General features: G+C 60.3%; 23 protein-coding genes. 12 read left to right on the forward strand and 11 right to left on the reverse strand.

What is annotated here, in order from left to right; all coding sequences use genetic code 11:
- Window positions 1–135: 135 nt before the first annotated feature.
- A complete protein-coding gene (locus ACSQ36_RS16000; protein WP_213767248.1) occupies window positions 136–621 on the forward strand; it encodes a YajQ family cyclic di-GMP-binding protein in 486 nt (161 codons plus the stop codon).
- Window positions 622–830: 209 nt separating this feature from the next.
- On the opposite strand, the gene plsY is transcribed toward ACSQ36_RS16000, so the two are convergent.
- Together plsY and ybaK are read right to left on the reverse strand one after the other, a co-directional pair.
- Window positions 831–1,454 (reverse strand): glycerol-3-phosphate 1-O-acyltransferase PlsY, encoded by a 624-nt coding sequence (gene plsY / locus ACSQ36_RS16005; RefSeq protein ID WP_436182638.1) that lies wholly within the window; start codon window positions 1,452–1,454, stop codon window positions 831–833.
- 81 nt (window positions 1,455–1,535) lie between these two features.
- A complete protein-coding gene (gene ybaK, locus ACSQ36_RS16010) occupies window positions 1,536–2,027 on the reverse strand; it encodes a Cys-tRNA(Pro) deacylase (RefSeq protein ID WP_436182639.1) in 492 nt (163 codons plus the stop codon).
- A gap of 257 nt (window positions 2,028–2,284) precedes the next feature.
- On the opposite strand from ybaK, the gene ACSQ36_RS16015 reads away from it, so the two are divergent.
- Both ACSQ36_RS16015 and ACSQ36_RS16020 read left to right on the forward strand, forming a co-directional pair.
- Window positions 2,285–3,436 (forward strand): acyl-CoA dehydrogenase family protein, encoded by a 1,152-nt coding sequence (locus ACSQ36_RS16015; RefSeq protein WP_436182640.1) that lies wholly within the window; start codon window positions 2,285–2,287, stop codon window positions 3,434–3,436.
- Window position 3,437: 1 nt separating this feature from the next.
- Complete coding sequence (locus ACSQ36_RS16020) at window positions 3,438–4,973, forward strand: class I adenylate-forming enzyme family protein (RefSeq protein ID WP_436182641.1); 1,536 nt, start codon at window positions 3,438–3,440, stop codon at window positions 4,971–4,973.
- 20 nt (window positions 4,974–4,993) lie between these two features.
- Here ACSQ36_RS16020 and xerD read toward each other — a convergent pair whose 3' ends face one another.
- Together xerD and queG are read right to left on the reverse strand one after the other, a co-directional pair.
- Window positions 4,994–5,917, reverse strand: a complete 924-nt coding sequence (gene xerD, locus ACSQ36_RS16025; RefSeq protein WP_436182642.1) for a site-specific tyrosine recombinase XerD — start codon at window positions 5,915–5,917, stop codon at window positions 4,994–4,996.
- A 35-nt stretch (window positions 5,918–5,952) separates the two neighbouring features.
- Window positions 5,953–7,197 (reverse strand): tRNA epoxyqueuosine(34) reductase QueG, encoded by a 1,245-nt coding sequence (queG, locus tag ACSQ36_RS16030; RefSeq protein ID WP_436182643.1) that lies wholly within the window; start codon window positions 7,195–7,197, stop codon window positions 5,953–5,955.
- A 17-nt stretch (window positions 7,198–7,214) separates the two neighbouring features.
- On the opposite strand from queG, the gene tsaE reads away from it, so the two are divergent.
- Both tsaE and ACSQ36_RS16040 read left to right on the forward strand, forming a co-directional pair.
- Complete coding sequence (tsaE, locus tag ACSQ36_RS16035) at window positions 7,215–7,769, forward strand: tRNA (adenosine(37)-N6)-threonylcarbamoyltransferase complex ATPase subunit type 1 TsaE (protein WP_436182644.1); 555 nt, start codon at window positions 7,215–7,217, stop codon at window positions 7,767–7,769.
- On the forward strand, window positions 7,751–9,307 hold the full coding sequence (locus ACSQ36_RS16040) for an N-acetylmuramoyl-L-alanine amidase (RefSeq protein WP_436182645.1): 1,557 nt from the start codon (window positions 7,751–7,753) through the stop codon (window positions 9,305–9,307). The genes tsaE and ACSQ36_RS16040 overlap by 19 nt, the downstream gene beginning before the upstream one ends.
- A 79-nt stretch (window positions 9,308–9,386) precedes the next feature.
- Here the strand turns inward: ACSQ36_RS16040 and ACSQ36_RS16045 are convergent, their stop codons facing one another.
- Window positions 9,387–10,271, reverse strand: coding sequence for an EamA family transporter (locus ACSQ36_RS16045; protein WP_436182646.1), 885 nt, complete (start codon window positions 10,269–10,271; stop codon window positions 9,387–9,389).
- A 254-nt stretch (window positions 10,272–10,525) separates the two neighbouring features.
- The gene (locus ACSQ36_RS16050; protein ID WP_436182647.1) at window positions 10,526–10,816 is read right to left on the reverse strand and encodes a hypothetical protein; all 291 of its coding nucleotides are present in this window, start codon (window positions 10,814–10,816) and stop codon (window positions 10,526–10,528) included.
- Between the two features lie 241 nt (window positions 10,817–11,057).
- On the opposite strand from ACSQ36_RS16050, the gene ACSQ36_RS16055 reads away from it, so the two are divergent.
- Both ACSQ36_RS16055 and trxA read left to right on the forward strand, forming a co-directional pair.
- Window positions 11,058–11,957, forward strand: a complete 900-nt coding sequence (locus ACSQ36_RS16055) for a pirin family protein (RefSeq protein ID WP_436182648.1) — start codon at window positions 11,058–11,060, stop codon at window positions 11,955–11,957.
- A gap of 113 nt (window positions 11,958–12,070) precedes the next feature.
- The gene (gene trxA / locus ACSQ36_RS16060; protein ID WP_436182649.1) at window positions 12,071–12,919 is read left to right on the forward strand and encodes a thioredoxin; all 849 of its coding nucleotides are present in this window, start codon (window positions 12,071–12,073) and stop codon (window positions 12,917–12,919) included.
- 123 nt (window positions 12,920–13,042) lie between these two features.
- On the opposite strand, the gene ACSQ36_RS16065 is transcribed toward trxA, so the two are convergent.
- A complete protein-coding gene (locus ACSQ36_RS16065) occupies window positions 13,043–13,903 on the reverse strand; it encodes a tRNA threonylcarbamoyladenosine dehydratase (protein ID WP_436182650.1) in 861 nt (286 codons plus the stop codon).
- A 341-nt stretch (window positions 13,904–14,244) separates the two neighbouring features.
- Here ACSQ36_RS16065 and pdxH point away from each other — a divergent pair, with 341 nt between their 5' ends.
- From pdxH to ACSQ36_RS16080, 3 genes are all read left to right on the forward strand, one after another.
- Entirely contained in the window at window positions 14,245–14,901 is a 657-nt protein-coding gene (gene pdxH, locus ACSQ36_RS16070; RefSeq protein ID WP_213767234.1) for a pyridoxamine 5'-phosphate oxidase, read from the forward strand.
- 205 nt (window positions 14,902–15,106) lie between these two features.
- Window positions 15,107–16,321 (forward strand): class I SAM-dependent methyltransferase, encoded by a 1,215-nt coding sequence (locus ACSQ36_RS16075; RefSeq protein ID WP_436182651.1) that lies wholly within the window; start codon window positions 15,107–15,109, stop codon window positions 16,319–16,321.
- Window positions 16,249–17,466 carry a DUF72 domain-containing protein gene (locus ACSQ36_RS16080; protein WP_436182652.1) on the forward strand — a complete coding sequence of 406 codons (1,218 nt, stop codon included), beginning with the start codon at window positions 16,249–16,251 and terminating at the stop codon, window positions 17,464–17,466. Before ACSQ36_RS16075 ends, ACSQ36_RS16080 begins: the two co-directional genes overlap by 73 nt.
- A gap of 53 nt (window positions 17,467–17,519) precedes the next feature.
- On the opposite strand, the gene msrA is transcribed toward ACSQ36_RS16080, so the two are convergent.
- Window positions 17,520–18,080 (reverse strand): peptide-methionine (S)-S-oxide reductase MsrA, encoded by a 561-nt coding sequence (gene msrA / locus ACSQ36_RS16085; protein ID WP_436182653.1) that lies wholly within the window; start codon window positions 18,078–18,080, stop codon window positions 17,520–17,522.
- Between the two features lie 255 nt (window positions 18,081–18,335).
- Between msrA and ACSQ36_RS16090 the strand changes: the two genes are divergently transcribed.
- The gene (locus ACSQ36_RS16090) at window positions 18,336–18,845 is read left to right on the forward strand and encodes a flavin reductase family protein (protein ID WP_436182654.1); all 510 of its coding nucleotides are present in this window, start codon (window positions 18,336–18,338) and stop codon (window positions 18,843–18,845) included.
- Between the two features lie 31 nt (window positions 18,846–18,876).
- Here the strand turns inward: ACSQ36_RS16090 and ACSQ36_RS16095 are convergent, their stop codons facing one another.
- Together ACSQ36_RS16095 and ACSQ36_RS16100 are read right to left on the reverse strand one after the other, a co-directional pair.
- Window positions 18,877–19,374 carry an Lrp/AsnC family transcriptional regulator gene (locus ACSQ36_RS16095; protein WP_213767230.1) on the reverse strand — a complete coding sequence of 166 codons (498 nt, stop codon included), beginning with the start codon at window positions 19,372–19,374 and terminating at the stop codon, window positions 18,877–18,879.
- 141 nt (window positions 19,375–19,515) lie between these two features.
- Window positions 19,516–20,331: an IclR family transcriptional regulator gene (locus ACSQ36_RS16100; protein ID WP_436182655.1), complete on the reverse strand. Its 816-nt coding sequence runs from the start codon at window positions 20,329–20,331 to the stop codon at window positions 19,516–19,518.
- 99 nt (window positions 20,332–20,430) lie between these two features.
- On the opposite strand from ACSQ36_RS16100, the gene ACSQ36_RS16105 reads away from it, so the two are divergent.
- Window positions 20,431–21,621: an acyl-CoA dehydrogenase gene (locus ACSQ36_RS16105; RefSeq protein WP_213767228.1), complete on the forward strand. Its 1,191-nt coding sequence runs from the start codon at window positions 20,431–20,433 to the stop codon at window positions 21,619–21,621.
- A gap of 95 nt (window positions 21,622–21,716) precedes the next feature.
- On the opposite strand, the gene ACSQ36_RS16110 is transcribed toward ACSQ36_RS16105, so the two are convergent.
- Window positions 21,717–22,355, reverse strand: a complete 639-nt coding sequence (locus tag ACSQ36_RS16110; RefSeq protein WP_213767227.1) for a peroxiredoxin — start codon at window positions 22,353–22,355, stop codon at window positions 21,717–21,719.
- Window positions 22,356–22,706: the final 351 nt, after the last annotated feature.

Consider the following 22,706-nt stretch of genomic DNA (forward strand, 5'->3'; position numbering starts at 1 on the left):
GAGAAAGCGCTTGGGTCAGATCAGGGGCGGCCTTGGGCAAACCGGGACGGCATCGGTAGAATGACGGTGGTCCGTGATTATAGCGAGTGCGTGCGAGCCTTACGTCACGCCTCGCCTCAACGAAGGGGAATGCAGATGCCATCGTTTGACGTCGTCAGCGAAGCAAACATGATCGAGGTGAAAAACGCCATCGAACAATCGAACAAGGAAATTGCCACGCGCTTCGACTTCAAGGGTTCGGACGCGCGCGTCGAGCAAAAGGATCGTGATCTGACGCTTTTTGCCGACGACGATTTCAAGCTCGGCCAGGTCAAGGACGTGGTGTTGTCGAAACTTGCAAAACGCAATGTGGACGTGCGTTTTCTCGATTACGGCAAGATCGAGAAGATTGGCGGGGACAAGCTCAAGCAGGTCGTCGAGATCAAGAAAGGTGTGACCGGCGATCTGGCGAAGAAAATCGTCAAGATGATCAAGGACAGCAAGATCAAGGTCCAGGCGAGCATTCAGGGTGACGCAGTGCGCATCAACGGCACGAAGCGCGACGACCTGCAAAGCGCTATTGCCTTGCTGAAGAAGGACGTGACGGATACGCCGCTGGACTTCAATAATTTCCGCGATTGAGTCGTGGTGTTCGCCACGTGCTTGAGTTTGGCCAAGCGGCACTCGGGCGTTGAGTTGTTGCTATTTTGCAGTAGGTTCCGTTTTGGAACACATTGATGACGACGGAAAGATCCACGCCGTCTGCCAATCGGATCACTGCAGGACTCTGAGTGAGAAAAAGCCGCCTTCGGGGCGGCTTTTTCACTTTCGCGGCGCAGTTCTACAGCGCTTTATTCAACCGCTTTTGCCGCCCGCTTTTTCTCCCCGATCCGGCTTTCCTTTCCATCGAGCAGCTTCTTGATATTGCCGCGATGCCGCCAGATCAGCACCGCGCTCATCGCGGCAACGGCTAGCGATATGCGGCTCGGGCCGAAGAGAAAGACATCGAAGAACGGCGCGAATACCGCCGACACCAACGCCGCCAGCGATGAATACCGGAAGAAGACCGCGATGATCACCCACGTCAGCAGGGTGGCCAGCCCCAGCACCGGGTTGATGGCGAGCAGCACGCCCGCCGCGGTCGCGACGCCTTTGCCGCCCTGAAACTTGAAGAATATCGGGAACACATGCCCGAGAAACACGGCGATGGCCGCCAGCGCGATAGCCGTGGAATCCAGCCCGAACCGGGCGCCGAAATGCACGACGAACCATACGGGCAGCCAGCCTTTGAACGCATCGCCGAGGAGCGTCAGGACGGCTGCCAGCTTATTGCCCGTGCGCAGTACGTTCGTCGCGCCCGGGTTGCCGGAGCCGTACGAGCGCGGGTCGGCAAGACCCATGGCCGAACTGACAACCACCGCAAACGAGATCGAGCCGATCAGGTAAGCCACCACAGCGACAATCACATTGTTCATTGATTTCTTCTTATCTTCGGGAACGCCAAGCGTAGACGGGATGTGACCGCGAGACATGAGCAAGACTTCAGGACGCGCATTTTAATCGACGCTCGCGCAACTCACGGGCGTGGCCTTCAGCAGGTCGGTCAGAACTGGCGGCGCGATGCTCACCAGATACCCGCGCCGTCCGCCATTCAGATAGATGGTGTCCAGGTCCAGGATGGTCGATTCCACGTACACCGGCATCGCCTTCCTCGTGCCAAATGGGGACGTGCCGCCGATCAAGAATCCTGAATGCCGATTGGCCGCTTCCGGCTTGCACGGCTCGACGCGCTTCGCGCCAATCTGCCGGGCAAGATTCTTGGTCGACACCGTTTTATCGCCGTGCATGAGCACGATCAGCGGCTTCGCATGTTCATCCTCCATCACGAGCGTCTTGACCACGCAATGTTCATCCACACCAAGCTGGCGCGCCGATTCTTCCGTGCCACCATGCTCGACATACTCATAAGGATGCTCGCCGAACGCGACCTTGTGCCGACGCAAAAACTGCGTCGCCGGGGTCTCGGAAATGTGTTTTACCTTGGACATGACCGCATTGTAGCGGCGCGAAAGCATGGCCACCATCGGCCGAACGGCCGATTGTGCAAGCTGATTTCATGTGGCACGATCGTTCGGAATTGCTCATCCGGCGTTATACGATCCAGCCACCATATTGCATGGGACCAGAGTAACGCATGGGGCCGGAGTAAGCGCTAAAGCGCTAACTCCAGCCGACCGCGGACAAACTGCATGGGACCGGAGTAAGGCGCTAAAGCGCCAACTCCGGTCGACACAGGAGATTCAACGTGATTCGCGATTCAGAAACCCAGACGTTGCTTGAAGACGCCATTCGCCGCTTTGTACGCGAAACGCTCGTGCCGCGCGAAGCGGAAGTCGACGAAACCGACCAGATTCCCGCCGATGTACTCGCCGCCATGCGCGAGATCGGCCTGTTCGGGCTGACCATTCCCGAGGCTTACGGCGGACTCGGCCTGACGATGGAAGAGGAAGTGCGCGTGGCGTTTGAACTCGGCCAGACATCACCCGCATTCAGGTCCGTGATCGGCACGAACAACGGCATTGGCTCCATCGGCATCCTGCTCGACGGCAGTGAGGAGCAGAAGCTGCACTATCTGCCGAAGCTCGCCGCGGGCGATCTGATCGGCTCGTTCTGCCTGACCGAGCCGGACGCGGGTTCGGACGCGGCGTCGCTGAAAACCACGGCGCGCAGGGACGGCGACCACTACGTGCTGAACGGCACGAAGCGCTTCATCACGAACGCGCCGGAAGCCGGCATCTTTACCGTGATGGCGCGCACGAGCGACGCCAAAGGCGCGAGCGGCATTTCCGCGTTTATTGTCGAGCGGGAATCGCCGGGGTTGTCGCTCGGCAAACCCGACAGGAAAATGGGCCAGCGCGGCGCGCACACGTGCGACGTCATCTTCGAGAATTGCCGCATTCCGGCCGCGCAACTCATCGGCGGCGTGGAGGGCGTGGGTTTCAAGACGGCCATGAAAGTGCTCGATAAAGGCCGTTTACACATTGCAGCAGTGGCTATTGGAGCGGCCAAACGGATGCTGCGCGATGCCCTCGCCTACGCCATGGAACGCAAGCAATTCGGCCAGCCGATTGCCGAATTCCAACTGGTTCAGGCCATGCTGGCGGACAGCAAGACCGAGATCTACGCGGCCGAATGCATGGTGCTCGATGCCGCCCGCCGCCGCGACGAGGGCCGTGACGTGTCCATAGAAGCGTCGTGCGCCAAATATTTCGCCACCGAAATGTGCGGCCGCGTGGCCGATCGCGCAGTGCAGGTGCACGGTGGCGCGGGGTATATCTCGGAGTACGGCATCGAACGTTTTTATCGCGACGTGCGGCTCTTCAGGCTGTACGAAGGCACGTCGCAGATTCAACAAGTGATCATCGCGCGCGGACTCATGCGCGGCACGGAGATTTGAAATGGACGTTGATGTCCCCGCCTTGCTGGCCGCATTGCCCACGCGTATTTCCGATATTCCAGCGCGCCTCGCCGCCCGCGATTCGCAGCACGTTGTATTGATCGAAGACGAGCGGCGGTTGAACGCAGCGGAGCTCGTGCGAGCCGTCGACGACACCGCCCGCCAGCTCACGCAAGCCGGCGTGCAAGGCGGCGATCGCGTGATGATCGTGAGTGAGAATTGCGTGGCGCAAGTCGTGCTGATGTTCGCTGCGGCGAAACTCGACGCGTGGTGTTTGCTCACGAACGCCCGGCTTTCGGCAAGCGAAGTCGACGCGATCCGCGCTCACGCAAAGCCGCGAGTGGTGGCATTCACCGTCGATGCATCGAAGGATGCCGCGAATCATGCGGACCGGCTGAACGCTGCTGAAGCGGCAGCGGCAGCAAACGTGGGCGCGTGGCGTTTTATCGTCGATGAAACCGTGTCGCCGGAGCCTGTTGAAACCGATCCGGCCCGTCAATGCGCCGCGCTGATCTACACCACGGGCACGACGGGCGCACCAAAGGGCGTGATGCTGTCGCATCGCAACGTGTTGTTTATCGCGGCCATGTCCAGCACATTGCGGCGCGTGACGCCTCAGGACATGGTGTACGCCGTGCTGCCGATTACGCACATCTATGGGCTGGCGTCGGTCTGTCTTGGCAGCCTGTACGCGGGGGCCACGCTCCGGCTCGCGCCGCGCTTCGCGCCCGATGCCGTGCGACGGGCGTTGGCCGAAGAGAACGTTTCGATCTTCCAGGGCGTGCCGGCCATGCACGCAAAGCTCGTCGAACAGGTGCAGACGAGCGGTACGCCGTGGCGCGCACCCGCGTTGCGTTTCGCGTATTCCGGCGGATCTGCGCTCGATGCCGCGCTGAAGGCGCGTGTCGAAGGCTTGTACAAGGTGCCGCTGCACAACGGCTATGGCATGACGGAAAGCAGCCCGACCATATCGCAAACCATGCTCGACACGCCACGCGATGACTGCTCGGCAGGAGACCCCATACCCGGTATCGAACTGCGATTCGTCGCGCTGGATGGCGTGGATGTGGCGCCGGGTGAAGTCGGTGAACTATGGGTGCGCGGGCCGAACGTGATGCTCGGCTATTACCGCAATGAAGCGCAGACGCGGACGACGGTCACGGAAGATGGCTGGCTCAAAACCGGCGACCTCGCGCGTCAGGCCCGGGATGGCGCGCTGTATATCGTCGGGCGCAGCAAGGAGCTGATCATTCGTTCAGGCTTCAACGTGTATCCGGCTGAAGTCGAGAACGTGCTGAACTCACATCCCGATGTGCTGCAATCGGCGGTGATCGGGCGGGCGGTCGAGGGCAATGAGGAAGTGATTGCGTTCGTCGAACTGCTGCCGTCGGTGCACGCGCTACCCGACGATATCATCCAGTGGTGTGCGGACCGTCTTGCGCCTTACAAGCGCCCCGCCGAGATCCGCGTGCTGGCCGCGCTGCCGGCGGCATCGACGGGGAAGGTGTTGAAACACAAGCTCCGGGACCAGCTTTAAGCTTGGACCCGCTCGGACCCTCAGCCGCGCGGATGGTGGTCGTGATGCAGCGTCTTCAGCCGCTCACGCGCGACGTGGGTGTAGATCTGCGTGGTGGAGATATCGGTATGACCGAGCAGCATTTGAACCACGCGTAAATCGGCGCCGTGATTCAGCAAGTGCGTGGCGAACGCGTGCCGCAAGGTGTGCGGTGAGAGCGGCGCACGCACGTCGGCGGTGAGTGCGTGGCGCTTGATGATGTTCCAGAATTGCTGGCGCGTCATGCCTTCGCCGCGCGTGGTGACGAACAGCGCATCGGCCGCGCGGGCACCGAGCAATGCCGGCCGCGATTCGCGCAGATATCGCTCGATCCAGTCGTGCGCGACCGCCCCGAACGGGATAAGGCGCTCCTTCGACCCCTTGCCCATCACGCGCACCACGCCTTCGTTCAAACCCACCTCCACCGTTTTCAACGTCACGAGTTCGGTCACGCGCAGGCCGCTCGCGTACATCAGCTCAAGCATGGTCCGGTCGCGCAGCCCAAGCGCGGTTTCCACATCGGGCGCATTCAGCAACGCCTCGACCTGAGCTTCGTTCAAGGTCTTGGGAAACCGCGGGGCCTGTTTGGCCGAACGCAGCTTCAGGGTGGGATCGGCGGGCGCGCGATGCTCTCGCAACGCCCACGCGTAGTAGCGTCGAAAAACCGACAACCGGCGGTTGGCGGACGTTGCCTTGTCCGCGCGGCGGGCGGCGAGATAGCCGTTCATGTCGGCTTCGGTGGCGGTGTCCACAGTGCCGCCGCGCGTCTTCGATAACCACTCGGAGAACAAGCGCAAATCCCGCCGGTACGCTTCGAGCGAGTTCTTGGCGAGGCCATGTTCGAGCCAGAGCGCGTCGCAAAAAAGATCGATCGATGCGCTGCTCGACGCGAGTTCCGGCGCGCGTTCTACCTCGGTCACTTCCATTGGTTTTTCCTGTAAGCGTGAGGTCATGCTTGAGGTCATGCTTCCTGGCGCAGCGCCCATTCGACGTGTTCGCGGACCAGCTCCGAATCATCCGTGGCGCGGGCATTCAGTGCATTTCGTATTGCCGAGCGCTCATCGGCGCCCAATGCCGGCGAGCGTAACGCGTTGCCCATCGCTACCGCAATATTACGCAACCATCGCTCGTGTCCGATGCGGCGAATCGCGCTGCCCTGCATGCGTTCATCGAAATCATGGGCGCTCCAGCCGAACAGCATCACGAGCGACGCGCGATCGAGCCCATGGCGTACATCGAAATCCGCAACCGGCGCGGCCTGCGCGAACTTGTTCCACGGACAGACGAGCTGGCAATCGTCGCAACCATAAACCCGATTGCCGATCAGCGGCCGCATCTCTTCGGGAATGCTGCCCTTCAACTCAATGGTCAGATACGAAATGCAACGGCGCGCATCCACGCGATACGGCGCAACGATCGCCCCGGTCGGGCAGGCATCGATGCATCGTGTACAGCTTCCGCAGTGTGCGCCGTCGTGTTCGGGCGCTTGATCGGGATTGACGTCTGCGTCGGCGGGAAGCGGAATATCCACCAGAATCTCGCCGATAAAAAACAGCGACCCGGCATCACTTTCCAACAACAGCGTATGTTTTCCGCGCCAGCCGTTGCCCGCCTTCTGCGCCAGCTCGACTTCCAGAACGGGCGCGGAATCCGTAAATACCCGATACCCGTACGGGCCAATCTCGGCTTCTATGCGATCGGCCAACTGCTGCAAGCGGCTGCGCATTACCTTGTGATAATCGCGGCCACGAGCATAGACCGACACGACCGCAGCCGCGGGATCGTCTATTCGCGCCCATTCGGCCGCGCGCCAGTCGATTGCCTGACCGTCCGCTGTCGCTGCACTTTCGCGCGCCTTGCCGTCGAGCGTCGATGCAGGCAGATAGGCCATTCGAACTGTAATAACACGTCGCGTGCCGGCCACAAGCTCGGCTGGCCTTGCGCGTTTCATCGCATGTTTGGCCATATAATCCATCTCGCCGTGATAGCCTGCTTCGAGCCATGAGGCCAGGCCTTCTTCGGCTTCCGTCAAGTCGGCGTCGCTGACGCCGACCGCACCGAACCCCAGCTCGCGCCCCCACGCCTTGATGCGTAGCGCGAGTTCAGCCAGCGCGGCTTCGTCGTCAAGTCTGAAGTGGCGCGTGTCCGCGACGGCGTCGTCTGACGCGCTCTCGCGTTCCACAGGGTGTTCCGGCAAACGGTTCATCACGACATTTTACGAGAATGCCCGACAGCCTCACTCGATCGTTTGCAAACCCTCCCGCCGCGCTGCTCGAACGCCGCTTCGACCTGCCCGACGAAGACGCGACGCTCGCCTTCGGTGGCCGCTTCGCGAAGGCGATTCTCGTCATTCGTCTGGCGCGGTTGAACACTTCGAACGAACGTTTTCCGGGTTTGCAGGTCCAGTTGATCGGCGACCTGGGCGCGGGCAAGACCACGCTGGTGCGCGCGACGCTGCGCGCCCTCGGTCACGCGGGCCGCGTGCGCAGTCCCACTTACACGCTCGTCGAACCCTACTCGCTCGCTACGGAAACGGGTCCGCTCGAGCTTTACCACTTCGATCTTTATCGTTTTGCCGATCCAGCCGAATGGGCCGACGCCGGCTTTCGCGAATACTTCGATGCAGGCGCGATCTGCCTCGTTGAATGGCCGCAACGCGCGGGCGGTTTGCTGGGTGTCCCGGACCTCGAATTCACGCTGGAACAGGAAGGCGAAGGCCGCGTGCTGATAGCGCGCGCGTTTAGCGAAACAGGAAAGTCATGTCTCGAAAGCTGTTGATCAAGCCGTTTCATTCGATCGAATCGACCGCCACGGCCTCGCACAACTGGCGGCGGCGCCAGGTGCTGCGCGCAGGTGCTTCGACTATCGCGCTCGCGCTGCTCGGACCGAAGCTCGCGTACGCGAGCTCGGTGCTCGGCGTGCGCGTGTGGCCCGCCCGCGATTACACCCGGGTTACGATCGAGTCCGATCAGCCGCTGCAAAACACCCAGCAACTGCTGCAGGGTCCAGACCGGCTCGTGGTCGACCTGAATGGACTCGACCTCGATCAGGAACTGAAGGATCTCGTCTCGAAGATCACGCCGAACGACCCGCAGATCCAGTCGGTGCGTATCGGGCAATATCAGCCTCATGTGGTGCGGATGGTGTTCGACCTGAAAGGGTCCGTGAAGCCGCAAGTGTTCACGCTGACGCCGATCGGCAGCTACAAGTATCGGCTGGTTTTTGATCTGTATCCGGCCGTTGCCCCCGATCCGTTGATGGACTTGCTTGCCCAGTCCGAGCACAAGCAACAAACCTTCGATCAGACCAACCCGAATCCGGCCCCGCCACCCGCCACGCTGAGCGGCCCCGCCACGCCGCCGAAAGCGAACGCGCCGGACAACACGGACGAGTTTTTTCAGAAGTATGCACAGTCCGATCTCCCGCGCGCACCTGTGCCGTCTTCTCCATCGATACCGGTTCCGCCTATTGCAGCGATTCCGAAGCCCCGGCCCACGGTCAAGTCCGCGCCGCCTACAGCCTTGGCGAACCAGGACGACTCGTCCGACACCGATACCAGCGACGATTACGGCTTCGCCAACCCGAAGAGCAACAAGCCCGGGACAACGCGCCTGCTCACGGTTGCCATCGACCCGGGCCATGGCGGCGAAGATCCGGGGGCGATCGGCAGCGGCGGAACGTACGAGAAGCACATTGCCCTCGATGTCGCGAAAAAGCTGCGCGCCAAGATCGATGCGCAGCCGAACATGCGCGCCATGATGACGCGCGACGCCGACTTCTTCGTGCCGCTCAACGTGCGTGTGCAGAAGGCGCGTCGAGTAGGCGCGGACCTGTTCGTTTCCATTCACGCCGATGCGTTCACCACGCCCTCGGCGCGCGGTTCGTCGGTATTCGCACTCTCCGATCATGGCGCTTCGAGCGCGGCTGCGCGCTGGATGGCGAACAAGGAAAACTCGTCGGACTCCATTGGCGGCATCAACGTGACGACCCAGGACGCAAGCGTCAACCGGGCGTTATTCGACATGTCGACGACCGCGCAGATTCGCGACTCAATGCGCTATGGAAATTTCGTGCTGAACGAGATTGGCGATATCAACAAGCTGCACAAGGGCTCTGTGGAACAAGCCGGTTTTGCGGTGTTGAAAGCACCGGATATTCCGTCGATCCTGGTGGAAACCGCATTTATCAGTAACCCCGAAGAGGAGCAGCGTCTGAACGACGACGCTTATCGCGACAAGATGGCTAACGCGATCATGAAGGGCATCAAGCGGTATTTTGCGGCGAACCCACCACTCGCAAAGAGCCGGATGACGTAAAGGGGCCCGGTTGAGCCCGATTCGTTCGCGCTGGGCCACAGGCGGATCAAGCCCGGCGCGAGCGAACCGCGCCGGCCTTCTAACGCGCCGCCGATAAAAACCGCTCTCTCAACCATCCGCCGAACACGTTCACCATCAATCCGGCCATCACCAGCACGGCTCCCGCGAATTGCATCGGGCTTAGCCCTTCATCCAGCAGCAATGCCGCCGAAGCCAGCCCGACAATGGGCACGAGCAACGAAAACGGCGCGACCTGACTCGCCGGATAACGCGCCAGCAGCTTTCCCCACAACGTATAACTCAGCATCGTCGCAATAAACGCGAGATAAACGATCGCCAGGACCGACGTGAGGGATATGCCCGACAGACTGGCCGAGATGCGCGCCGGCCCCTCCACCATCAGCGAGAGCGCGAGAAACGGCAGCGGAGGCACAAGGCTCGCCCACACCACGAGCGACAACAGGTCGACCTTGCCCATGCGCTTCGTGATGACATTGCCCATGCCCCACATGGACGCTGCTGCGAGCGTGAGCATGAAACCGGCAACGGTCATGGCATGCCCGGCCTGAACGCCGATCACAGCCAGCCCGCATGCCGCGATCAGCAAACCCGCGACGTTCGGCCCACGAAAGCCTTCACCCAGAATCATGGCCGCGAAGATCAGCGTGAAAAACGCCTGCGCCTGCAGCACCAGCGACGCAAGGCCGGCGGGCATGCCAACGGACATTGCGTAGAAAAGCAGTACGAATTGCCCAAACGAGATGGTCGCGCCATAAGCGAACAACCAGCGAAACGGAATGGCCGGGCGCTTGACGAAAAACACGGCCGGGAACGCAACCAGCGTGAAGCGCAACGCGCCAAGCAGCATCGGCGGAACACCGTGCAAGCCCACCTTGATCACGACGAAGTTCACGCCCCAGGCGAGAATGACAACCAGCGCGGACAACAAATCCTTGGGCGACATCGCCGTCTCCGTGAGTTTTATTCGAAGCTGCTCTCAGGATCAGACCGGAGCCCAGAAGCCCCGAATTCAGATCGAATGCAATTCGACACTGTAGCGGACGATTTTGCAAATACGTTGTACAAACTCACGCCATAACCCATTCGGACAAGGCAATCTCGCATCACACATCCCAAAGAAAAAGCGCTTGCGCCGGTTAGGACGCAAGCGCTTTTTCCTTGAAACGTTACCTCCTGAAACGCCTGCAGCGCCCCAACCTACTTGCCTTGACCATTCTCCGTCGCGGCACTGGCGCCCGTCTCTACGGCAGGCGTCCTGCTCGGGTTAGCCGACTGGCCGGTCGACGACTGCTTGTTCGCGGGCTTGCGCATCTTGTGATGCTTTTTCATCGGCGCCGATGCACCGTCGGATGTGTCGGCGCCTTGCATCGGCGATGCGGTGGGCATGGACGCCGCGTTCGACGAATTGCCGTTCGACGTCTGGGCATAGGCGCCTGCAGTGGCGAACAGTCCGGCAGCAACGGTGATCAAAAGCGTGTTCTTGGTCATTGTTAAACTCCTGTCTAGGCCAGGCGGAAAGGTCCATCGAAACGGGCTATCAAAAGGGCTATCAAACCGGTCCATCGAAAGTTGCACAGTTCGCCGGTTCACGCGGTCGCCAAGTTCGTCAGCGACCCCGTGCTCCGGTTTGAACGATCGGCCGAATGGCTTATCGCCCGGATACCGCTTGCGTGCTCCCACACGACGCCCAGTAGAATTGCATTTCCGAGTACGCAATCCGGACGTCCTTATGTCTTCCACAATCCAAGCGTTTCTCAAGCCGCATCAGCACGACGTCGGTGGTCTCATGGTGCGTCGGGTACTACCTGCACTGGCTGCCCGCACCATCGGGCCGTTCATTTTCTTCGACCATATCGGTCCTGCAACGCTCGTGCCTGGGGTAGGGCTGGACGTGCGCCCCCATCCGCACATAGGTCTCGCGACGGTCACGTATCTCTTCGAGGGAGCGATCATGCATCGCGACAGCGTCGGCTCAGTCCAGAAGATCTCGCCCGGCGACGTGAACTGGATGACGGCCGGCGGCGGCATCGTGCATTCGGAACGCACGCCGGACGAGGAACGCGTCGCCGGTCAGGACATGCACGGCATCCAGACATGGGTCGCGCTGCCCGTGGCGGACGAGGAGTGCGCGCCGTCGTTCGAGCATCATCCGGCCGCGACGCTGCCACAAGTCGAACGCAACGGCGTGAAGTTGCGGGTGATTGCAGGCAGCGCCTTTGGTGAAACAGCGCCGACCACGACGTTCTCACCCACCCTGTATGTCGCGGCGCAATTTTCGGCGAACAGCGCCGTCACGCTCGATACTGAACATGACGAACGCGGTGTCTATCTGGTGGAAGGCGATCTTTCCATTGATGGAGACGTGCTGCCCGCTGGCCAGATGGCGGTTCTGAAGACGGGGTATTCTGCCGATCTGCGCAGCACGAACGGCGCAATCGCCATGCTGCTCGGCGGCGCGCCGCTGGACGGCCCGCGCTTCATCGAATGGAATTTCGTCTCGAGTTCGAGGGAAAAAATCGAGGCCGCAAAACTCGCGTGGAGCGAACAGCGGATGGGGCAGGTCCCCGGCGAAACGGAGTTTATCCCGTTGCCGCCACCGCGCCAGCGCGCCAATCCGCCCGAGGCTTGAGGTCCAGGGCCGCCGCTGAATCAGGCATGCACCCGGTTGAACTCGGCCGGCTTGCCCCAAGATAATTGTTCATCGAATTGTTCAACGCGTTTAAGCGTTTCTGGAGGAACACAATGGATACAACACTCGCCACGTTCGAACAGGACGTAATCGCCGCGTCCACGCTTGCGCCGGTGCTCGTCGATTTCTGGGCGCCGTGGTGCGGTCCATGCAAGACGCTCGGCCCGATGCTTGAGCGGCTGGAAGCGGAAGGCGCGGGCAAGTGGAAGCTGGTAAAGGTGAACGTCGATGAAAATCCGGAGCTGGCGCAGCATTTCCAGGTGCGCAGCATTCCGCACGTGGTCGCGTTCGCGGACGGCCATGCCGTCGACCAGTTCATCGGCGTGTTGCCGGAAGGCCAGTTGCGCGAATTCATCGACAAACTGGTTCCGGACGGTGCTGAAGCCGAGCGGCGTGCCGCGCATGCGGCCTACGAAGCCGGTGACACCGACCTCGCCATTGACCATATCAAGGCGACACTGGCACTCGATCCCGGTTACGACGACGCGCGGCTGGACCTGATCGAGTGGCTGCTAGGCGCCGGCCGCACCGACGAAGCACGCGATGAAGAGAAGCTGTTGTCGCCGAAAACGACGCAGGGAATCGACGCCCGCTACAACGCGCTAAAGACCGAACTGGACGCCGCCGATGCCGCCGAGAGCCTTCCGCCCGCCGACGCCCTGATCGACGCCGTGAACGCCAATCCAGACGATCTGGAAGCCCGTTTCGCATTGGCCAACCGGCTGATTGCAGGCCGCGACTACAACGGTGCGCTCGAACATTTGTTCGCGATCGTGACGCGCGACCGCAAGTTCATGGACGACGTGGGCCGCAAAACCATGCTGTCGGTGTTCGGCCTGGCCGCACATCAGCCGGAGGTGGTTTCGCAATGGCGCCGCAAATTGAGCGCGGCAATTAACTGACGCAAACTGACGCATTAAATGCCCGGAGGCAAAACCTTTCAAACAGTTTAAATCGATATTTGCGAGAAGGGCATTTTGAAAAATGGCCGCCTGAAGGCGGCCATTTTCTGGCTCACGCGGCGTTTAAGCGCGCTTCGCGATGTCCCGCAAGACATAGGCGGCGGCGGCGAATCCGAAACTGGCTGTCACGCAGACACTCGATCCAAACCCCGCGCAATTCAGTCCGACGGGTCCCGCCGCAGCGGCTGCCGTTTCTTCTGATTCGGCCGCGTTGCTGGCGTCGCGAGCAGGTGCTTCGGGATAGATCAGCGGCTCGTCGGAATAGACTGCGCTCACCTTGAACTTCGCTTTTGGTCCACGCGGAAAGCCGTGCAATTTGCGCAGTTGCCCGCGCACTTTCGAGAGCAGCGGGTCCTGGATCGTGAGCGCCAGATCGTCGATACGAATCCGCGTCGGATCGAGCTGACCACCCGCCCCGCCGACGGTGATCAACGGCTGTCCATGCTCGACGCACCACGCAATTAGCGCCGTTTTCGTACGCACGCTGTCAATGGCATCGACCACGAAATCGAAACCGCCGCCCAGCACCGAATCGAAGTTGGCAGGCTCGATGAAATCTTCGACCTGCTCCACGCGGCACGACGGATCGATCAGGTGAATGCGCTCGGCCATCGCGCTGACCTTGGCCTTGCCGTAGTTGCCATCCAGCGCGTGCACCTGGCGGTTCGTATTGCTTTCGGCCACGTTGTCGAGATCGATCAGCGTCAGGCGCCCGATCGCATTGCGCGCCAGCGCTTCGACCGTCCACGAGCCCACGCCGCCAATCCCGATCACCGCCACATGCGCGCGTTCGAATGCCGCGAGCCCAGCCGGACCGTACAAACGCGCCACGCCGCCGAAGCGCCGGGCGCGGTCCGCCGCTTCAAACTCCGGCGCGGCGGAGGTAAAATTTAAAGCATCGGCAGAGGCAGCAAAAGCGGTCATGGTGAGGTCGGCGGCAGGTTATGCAGAACAAGCAAAAACAAGGCAAGGAGGCATCAAGACAGCGCCTGGCAGCACCGGTTCGCGGTGACGCGCTATCGCAACGATAGAACCAGAGATCAGCAAGAATTCGCTGAATTGCGTATTCTGCCTTATCGAAGATTGGCCGTAAGAAATCATCGGCCAGTTTTTGAAAGCAAAATGAAAATAATTGCCGAATTGAGTCAAATTTTGTCGCCCGGGATCATGATCTAAATCACAGAAGATCAAAGGGACATTGGCAGTAAAGCGCAGAATTTGAATACCTTGGCTATACTAATGCGATTGAAGCGTTTGCATAAAAAATGACGACCCTCGCTGATCTTAGAAAGAATTATTCCATCGGATCGCTGGAAACATCCGACGTGGATCCCAACCCGATTCGACAATTCGAAACGTGGTTTGCGCAGGCGCTCGACGCACAATTACCCGAACCCAATACCATGACGCTCGCGACTGTCGACGAGCGCGGCCGCCCTTCGGCACGCATCGTGCTGATCAAGGGCGTCGATGACCGTGGCTTCGTGTTCTTCACGAACTACCTCAGCCGCAAGGGTCATGAACTCGCGAGTAACCCCGCCGCGAGCCTGCTGTTTTACTGGATCGAACTCGAGCGCCAGGTGCGTATCGAGGGCTCCGTCGTCAAGACAAGTCCGGAAGATAGCGATGCGTATTTCGCATCGCGCCCGCTTGGATCGCGAATAGGCGCGTGGGCGTCGGAGCAGAGTGAAGTGATCGAAAGCCGCGCGGTGCTTGAGGCCCGCGAGCGCGAATTGATTGCGAAATACGGTGACAACCCGCCGCGGCCGCCACATTGGGGCGGCTACCGGCTCGTGCCCGACACCATCGAATTCTGGCAGGGCCGTCCGTCACGGTTGCATGACCGTGTCGTCTATAAACGTGCTGCACACACGCCTGGTGGTAACGGCCAGCAATGGCAAATCGTCCGCCTGTCGCCTTAGCCTTAGCAAGACTTCGAACTTCGCCGGGTTCCTCGTGGACCCGCATTGACTGGACCCACGTTAAAAACGCGTCTCGTTGCGGCGTGTCCGGGCGGTGAAGGGCAAGGGAGAAAAGCAAGCGATAAGGCATCGCGAACAATGTGGAAAACGTGCAGTGCAATCGACCCGGTTTGGCTTCATTTTCATCTGAGCGCGGAGAACGAGCATGTTTTGGGAGAAAAAGCTGACGCAGTGGGTGCAGGACATTCGGGACCGGGCGAACCTGCCCGCCCGGCTGGTACTGTGGGATGGACAGCAACATGACTTCGGAAGTTTCGCGGCGCCGCAAGTCACGTTGCATGTGAAGAGCGCGACCGCCCTTCCGTATCTGCTCGAACCGAGTCTGGACAACCTCGGCGAAGCGTATGTGAAGGGCAAGATCGACATCGAAGGCAAGCTGTCGGACATCATCAATATTGGCTACGGGCTGGCCAAGAACACGGTCACGAGCGCGAGCAAGCTGGCACGCGTGCGGCGCTACTTCAATCATACGAAGGCGTCGGACAAGAAAGCCATTCAGTACCACTACGATGTGTCGAACGAGTTCTACGCACTGTGGCTCGACAAGAACATGGTCTACTCGTGCGCGTATTTCGAGAACGGCGATGAAGACCTCGCGGCCGCGCAGATCAAGAAGATCGACCACATTCTCACGAAGATCCAGTTGCAACCGGGCCAGCGTCTGCTCGACATCGGCTGCGGCTGGGGTGCGCTCGTCTTGCGCGCCGCCCAGAAATTCGGGGCGAAATGCGTGGGCGTCACGCTCTCGCAGAACCAGTTCGATCTCGCCACGAAGCGCGTGAAAGACGCCGGGCTGGAAGGCCAGATCGAAATCCGCCTGCAGGATTATCGCGACGTGCAAGGCCAGTTCGACCGGATCACGAGCGTCGGCATGTTCGAGCACGTCGGCCGCAAGAACCTGCCCGCTTACTTCGCCAAGGTGCGCGAACTGTTGGTCGACGACGGCATTGCCATGAACCACGGCATTACGTCGACCGACTTCGACAGCGGCGAGACGGCGCTTGGCGGCGGCGAGTTCATCGACCGGTATGTGTTCCCGGACGGCGAGTTGCCGCACATCGGCTTTGCACTCGAAGCGCTGCAGGAAGGCGGCCTGGAAGCGGTCGACGTGGAAAGCCTGCGCCGTCACTACGCGCGCACGCTCGACATCTGGGCGGAAAATTTCGAGGCGAACGCGGAGAAGGCAAAGACGCTTGTCGACGATGAAAAATTCCGCATCTGGCGCGTGTATCTTGCGGGTTGTGCGTACGCATTCGAAAACGACGATGTGTCGATTTATCAGATCGTGTGCCGCAAGGCCGGGCGCAGCGCGAAAACGCTGCCGTGGTCGCGCCGGTATATCTACGACAAACCGCTCTGAGTTCAACGCCTGATCCTGCCGCTTCCCACGAACCCGCGCCCGGTGATGAACCGGATGCGGGCGGGGAGCCGCACGCGAAATCCGCGCCCCAAGTCGATCTGTTCGGGGCGCTGGAAGAACCGCAATTAGCGGATGGCAAACCTGCTCCGGCAACTCCGTCGGACACAAAAACAAAAACAAAATCACGCGGCGGCGTCTTGCCCGTGCTCGCCGCGCCCGAGCATCACGCGCTCGCTCAACGCCTTCCCGGCACCGTTCATATCGGCACCTCGACGTGGTCGTTTCCCGGCTGGCGTGACATCGTCTATGGCGACGAATATTCGTCCGCGAAGCTTTCCCGCGATGGCCTCAACGCGCTCGGCGCGCATCCGTTGCTGCGCTGCGTATCGATAGACCGTTCGTTCTACGGGCCGTTATCGGTGGCGGACTACGCGCGCTACGCGAACCAGGTGCCGGCCCATTTTCGCTTCATTGTGAAAGCGCCGGCTTCCGTCACCGATGCCACCGTCCGCGGCGACAAAGGCGCACCCGCCGGCGATAACCCCGCCTTCCTGAACGCGCGCATCGCCATCGATGAATTCGTGCAACCGTGCATCGCCGGCCTGGGTGAAAAAGCCGGCGCGCTCGTGTTCCAGATTCCGCCGTTGCCGGACGCGCTGATCGTCGATCCAACCGCGTTCCTTGAGCGCTTGTCGGCGTTTCTCAACGCGTTGCCGCCATTGCCCGGCGAAAGTTGCTACGCGGTGGAATTGCGTGACGCCATCATGCTGACGCCGCGGTTTATCCGCGTGCTGCGTGACGCGAAGGTGCGTTATTGCGTCGGCATTCATGCACGCATGCCCGATCCCCGGCGCCAGGCGAAGGCGCTCGCGCTATTGGACGAAGGCGGACTTGGGCCGTTGATCGTGCGCTGGAGTCTGCACGGCGGCTTTAAGTACGAGCAGGCGAAAGCGAAGTACGAACCGTTCGATAAACTCATCGATGAAGATCCGGACACGCACGAAGCGCTCGCCGAACTCGCGCTGCGCTACGCGCTCGCAGGGCAGCCGGTGGTGATCGCGGTGAACAACAAGGCGGAGGGTTCGGCGCCGCTGACGTGTTTCAAGATCGCGCTGAACATGGCGGCAGCGTTGCCGCCGGAATAAAAAACGGGCTTCGATCTCGCGAAGCCCGTCCCGATCAATTACCCTTCAAACACTCAGCGTTTCAGCCGATGCGCGAACTTCTGCCTGAACTTCGCCACCTTCGGCGCGACCACGAACGCGCAATATCCTTGATTCGGATGCTGCTCGAAGTAGTTCTGGTGATAGTCTTCGGCCGGAAAATAATTGCCGTTCAGCGGCGTGACTTCAGTGACGATCTTGCCGTCGAAGATTCCTTCTTTCTGCAATTCGTCGATCACTTCCAGGGCGATCTTCCGCTGTTCGTCGGAGTGCGTGAAGATCGACGACCGATACTGCGTCCCAACGTCATTGCCTTGCCGGTTAAGCTGCGTCGGATCGTGAGTCGCAAAGAAAATCTCCAGCACGTTGCGATACCCGATCACCGCCGGATCGAATTCCACCTTGATGACTTCGGCGTGACCGGTCGTGCCGTCGCAGACCTGCTCGTACGTTGGGTCCTTCACCTTGCCGCCGGCATAACCCGATTCCACCGACAGCACGCCTTCAACGCCTAGAAAAACTGCTTCGGTACACCAAAAGCACCCGCCGCCAATGGTGGCGGTTTCGCACTTTGCCTGCTCGTCATGTTGCGTCATGCTGGCTCCTGGTTCGTGTTCCGCGAGCGCTACCCAATGCGTGCGGAAGCTTGTGAATCAACCCTGCCAGCTTACTGGTTTTCGGGTGTCCGCGTTGCCTGTACGGCCTTTAGCATCGTGGCGAACAGGCTGATTCCGATAGAATCGTAACAATCGCCAATCCTCCGATGACTTCGAAAACTTCATCCGGCTTATTGTTTAGGTATTGTTCGCCGCCTGGATTTCGCCGATACCGTCGAACCTGAACCCATCCCGATGAAACGCGCCAATCCACCGAATTTCGACGCTACCGCTTTCCGCGATGCGCTCAGCCAGTTTGCCACTGGCGTCACCGTCATCACCACGCGCGCCGAGTCCGGCCAGTTGATCGGCATTACGGCCAGTTCGTTCAACTCTGTTTCGCTCGATCCGCCGCTTGTGTTGTGGAGCCTCGCGACCAAATCCGCATCGATGCCGGTGTTCCAGGCCAATAGTCACTACGTAGTCAATGTGCTCGCCGCGACGCAAGTCGATCTTTGCAAACGCTTTGCGACGGTCAAGGGCGACCGTTTTGCCGGCGTGTCACACGCCGCCGGCGACACCGGAATGCCGGTCCTCGACGGTGCGCTTGCGTGGTTCGAATGCCACAACCGCAGCCGTTATCAGGAAGGCGATCACGTGATCTTCGTGGGTCAGGTGGAGCGATGCGGCGTACACGAGAATGCAGCGGAGATAGCCCCACTGGTATTTCAGGCGGGGCAGTTTCATACGCTTGGAGGGCTGTGACCGGGCTTGTCCACCTTGTCACGAGCCTGGGTTACGTCACGGTGCCGGTTCTATCGATCAAGGCGACCGGCACGCCCGCTTCGTCCTTCATGGTCTGAAGCACGATGTTCGAGCGGATATCGATCACACCCGGTGCCTTGTAAAGCTTGCTCAGGATGAAGTCCGAGTAGTGCTTGAGATTGTGTGCAAGCACGCGCAGCACATAATGGGTGTCGCCGGTCACGACAAACGCGCCCACCACTTCCGGCCATTCCCGCACGGCAGCCGCGAATTTCTCGTGCCAGTTTTCCTGGTCGTTGCGCATGGAAACATGGACGAACGCCTCCAACTCCACGCCGAGCCGTTCCCGGTCCAGACACGCGCGATAGCTCGCTATTACCCCTTCTTCCTCAAGCAGCCGCATGCGGCGCAGACACGCTGACGGCGAAAGCGAAATCCGCTCAGCCAGATCAAGGTTGCTGATGCGACCATCTTCTTGCAGCACCGACAAAATACGGCAATCCGTTGCGTCCAGTGAGAACCCGGTCATTTTTTAGTCTCCCTGCGGCTGTTTCATCGAATTATGTTCTAAGAGCCGTATTTTTGGGATGTTATTTCTAAATCACGTTTTGACCTATTTCGACCTTATTTGGCTATCGACGGGCGCTATTCGGGCTTGATCAGCATGACTTCACGCCAGTCGCGCGGCCAGCGTCCGTAGCTTGGGCGCAACAATAGTGCGGAAATACGCCTCGTCCATCGACGATGCCGGCCCGCTGCTGCTCAGCACCAGCCATCGCCCGTTGCGGATATCGCGTAAAGGTGCAGCAATCGCGTTGACGTCGGCGTGCCAGTCACGAAACGAATAACAACAGCCATCGCGCGCGTAATCGTCGATAGCCTCCCGCGCCGCCTTCACCAGCCGCTCGCCGTCTTCGCCGTTGTTCACCGCCGCCGCGCCGAGTTCTTCGAGCAAAGTCTCCCGCTGATCCGACTCCTGCACCGCCAGATAGGCACGACCCATCGAACTGGTCAGCATGGACAGCCGTGAGCCGGGAGCCAGGCCAAGCGTCAGCGCGGTCTCGCTGCGAATGGTTTCCAGATAGATCATGTCGAGCCCGTCACGGCATCCCAACGACACCGCCGCGCCAATTTCCCGCGCGAGCACCCGCATGTGCGGGCGCGCGAGTTCGAGCGCGTCGGCCCCTGCCAGCAACGCAAATCCCAGCGACAGCACGCCCGTGTCGAGCGCGTATTTGCCGGCAGGTTCGTCGAAACGCAGATACCCAAGCGTGGTCAACGTGTACGCGAGCCGATTGACGGTGGCTTTGGGCAGGCCGGTTCTATCGACGAAATCACGATTGCCCAGCAAGGTCTCGCCCGGACGAAACGCCCGCAGCATGTCCAGGCCGCGGGCGAGCGCGACGACAAACTTGCGTTCATCGATTCCTTCTGACGAATCAGACGGCTTCGACGACTCGGAATTCCGGATGGAAGTTATTGGCATCGGATGCTAGACTCGATTCTAATTTGCAAAACATTGTTCCGCTTAGCGGAACATCAGTCAAGTCCGAAAATCAGGAATAGAGGAAACAGGAGAAACGACATGGCCGATGACGCCCGTTTTAGTTGGGAAGATCCGTTGCTGCTCGATCAGCAACTCAGCGACGAAGAGCGCATGATCCGCGACGCTGCGTACGCTTACGCGCAGGACAAGCTGCAGCCGCGCGTGCTCGACGCGTTCCGTAACGAACACACGGACGTGGCGATCTTCCGTGAGATGGGCGAACTCGGCCTGCTCGGGCCGACCATTCCGGAGCAGTACGGCGGTCCCGGTCTCAACTATGTCAGCTACGGCCTGATCGCTCGCGAAGTGGAACGCGTGGATTCGGGCTATCGGTCGATGATGTCGGTGCAATCGTCGCTCGTCATGGTACCGATCAACGCATTCGGCACCGAAGCGCAGAAGCAAAAGTATCTGCCGAAGCTGGCGACTGGCGAGTGGATTGGCTGTTTCGGGCTCACCGAGCCAAACGCCGGCTCCGATCCCGCCAGCATGACGACGCGCGCCAAAAAGGTGGACGGCGGCTTTTCGATCTCCGGCCAGAAGATGTGGATTTCGAATTCGCCTATCGCCGACGTATTCGTTGTTTGGGCGAAGCTGGAAGAAGATGGCCGCGATCTGATTCGCGGTTTCATCCTGGAAAAGGGCTGGAAAGGGCTGACTGCACCCGCGATTCACGGCAAGGTCGGTTTGCGGGCATCGATTACCGGCGAGATCGTGATGGACGAAGTCTTCGTGCCGGAAGAAAACCTGATGCCGAACGTGAGCGGGCTCAAAGGCCCGTTCACCTGCTTGAATTCGGCGCGCTACGGGATCGCGTGGGGTGCGCTCGGCGCGGCCGAAGCGTGCTGGCACATGGCACGGCAATACACGCTGGATCGCAAGCAATTCGGCCGTCCGCTTGCCGCTAACCAGTTGATTCAAAAGAAACTCGCCGATATGCAGACGGAAATCACCCTCGGGCTGCAAGGTGTCCTGCGGCTGGGCCGCATGAAGGACGAAGGCACGGCGGCCGTGGAAATCACGTCGATCATGAAACGCAATTCGTGCGGCAAGGCGCTGGATATCGCGCGACTGGCGCGTGACATGCTCGGCGGCAACGGTATTTCAGACGAATTCGGCGTGGCGCGTCATTTGGTGAATCTGGAAGTGGTGAACACGTACGAAGGCACGCACGACATCCACGCGCTGATCCTCGGGCGCGCTCAGACGGGGATTCAGGCGTTTTTCTGAGTCAGGTTCTTGCCGGGTTGTCCGGAAAACAAAAAGCCAACGTGTTGATGCGTTGGCTTTTTGTTTTTTACTTCACCGGTCATTCCGGCAAGCGCTTATTTGTCCGGCTGCGGCGTCAGGCGCAGATACGGGCGCACAGCCTTATAGCCCTTCGGGAACTTGCGCTTGATCTCCTCCGGGTCTTGCAGCGACGGAACGATGATCACGTCGTCGCCCTGCTTCCAGTTACCTGGCGTTGCGACCGAATGGCTATCGGTCAGTTGCAGGGAATCGATCACGCGCAGGACTTCATCGAAGTTTCGGCCCGTGCTCGCCGGGTACGTGATGGTCAGGCGAACCTTCTTTTTCGGATCGATGACAAAAAGCGAGCGCACCGTCAACGTGGCATTCGCGTTCGGATGAATCATGTCGTACAACTCGGACACCTTCCGGTCGCCATCGGCCAGGATCGGAAAACCGACATTCGCCGCCTGCGTCTCGTTGATGTCCTTGATCCACTCCTTATGCGACTCCACGGTATCGACCGACAACGCAATGGCCTTCACATTGCGTTTCTCGAACTCGCCCGCCAGCTTCGCGGTCAGGCCGAGTTCAGTCGTGCAGACCGGCGTGAAATCCGCCGGATGTGAAAACAGCACGCCCCAGCTGTCGCCTAGCCATTCGTGAAACTTGATACGGCCAACGCTGGAATCCTGTTCGAAATCGGGTGCCGTGTCGCCTAGACGCAAGCTCATGATGTGTCTCCTCGAAGTGATGCACCGCGTGATTCGTCACACAGTGCAGGTCTGGTGCGGGTTGGTAGCAGGTACTGGGTCTTGTCCCGGTTTCAGCCCGGGCTCCGGCTCAACTTCGTCCGGCCCAATAAAAATTAAAGCATAAGGGACTCGGCCTGCACAACGAACGAACATTCCGTCACATCGTCATGCATTTTTGTAATTTTTCGGCCTTGGCTGGAAGTTTCGCAGGCTGAAGCGCCATCCGGTCGATGCACGATTGCGATTGTGCACCCTGCGCATCGCATGGTCGGCCTCTATGCACCAGCGCGATACCCTTTTCTGAGGGCCCCCCGTGACGAGCGTTGTGAC

Origin of the sequence: Caballeronia sp. LjRoot34 (genome assembly GCF_964253815.1) — a bacterium.
Classification (GTDB): Bacteria; Pseudomonadota; Gammaproteobacteria; order Burkholderiales; family Burkholderiaceae; genus Caballeronia.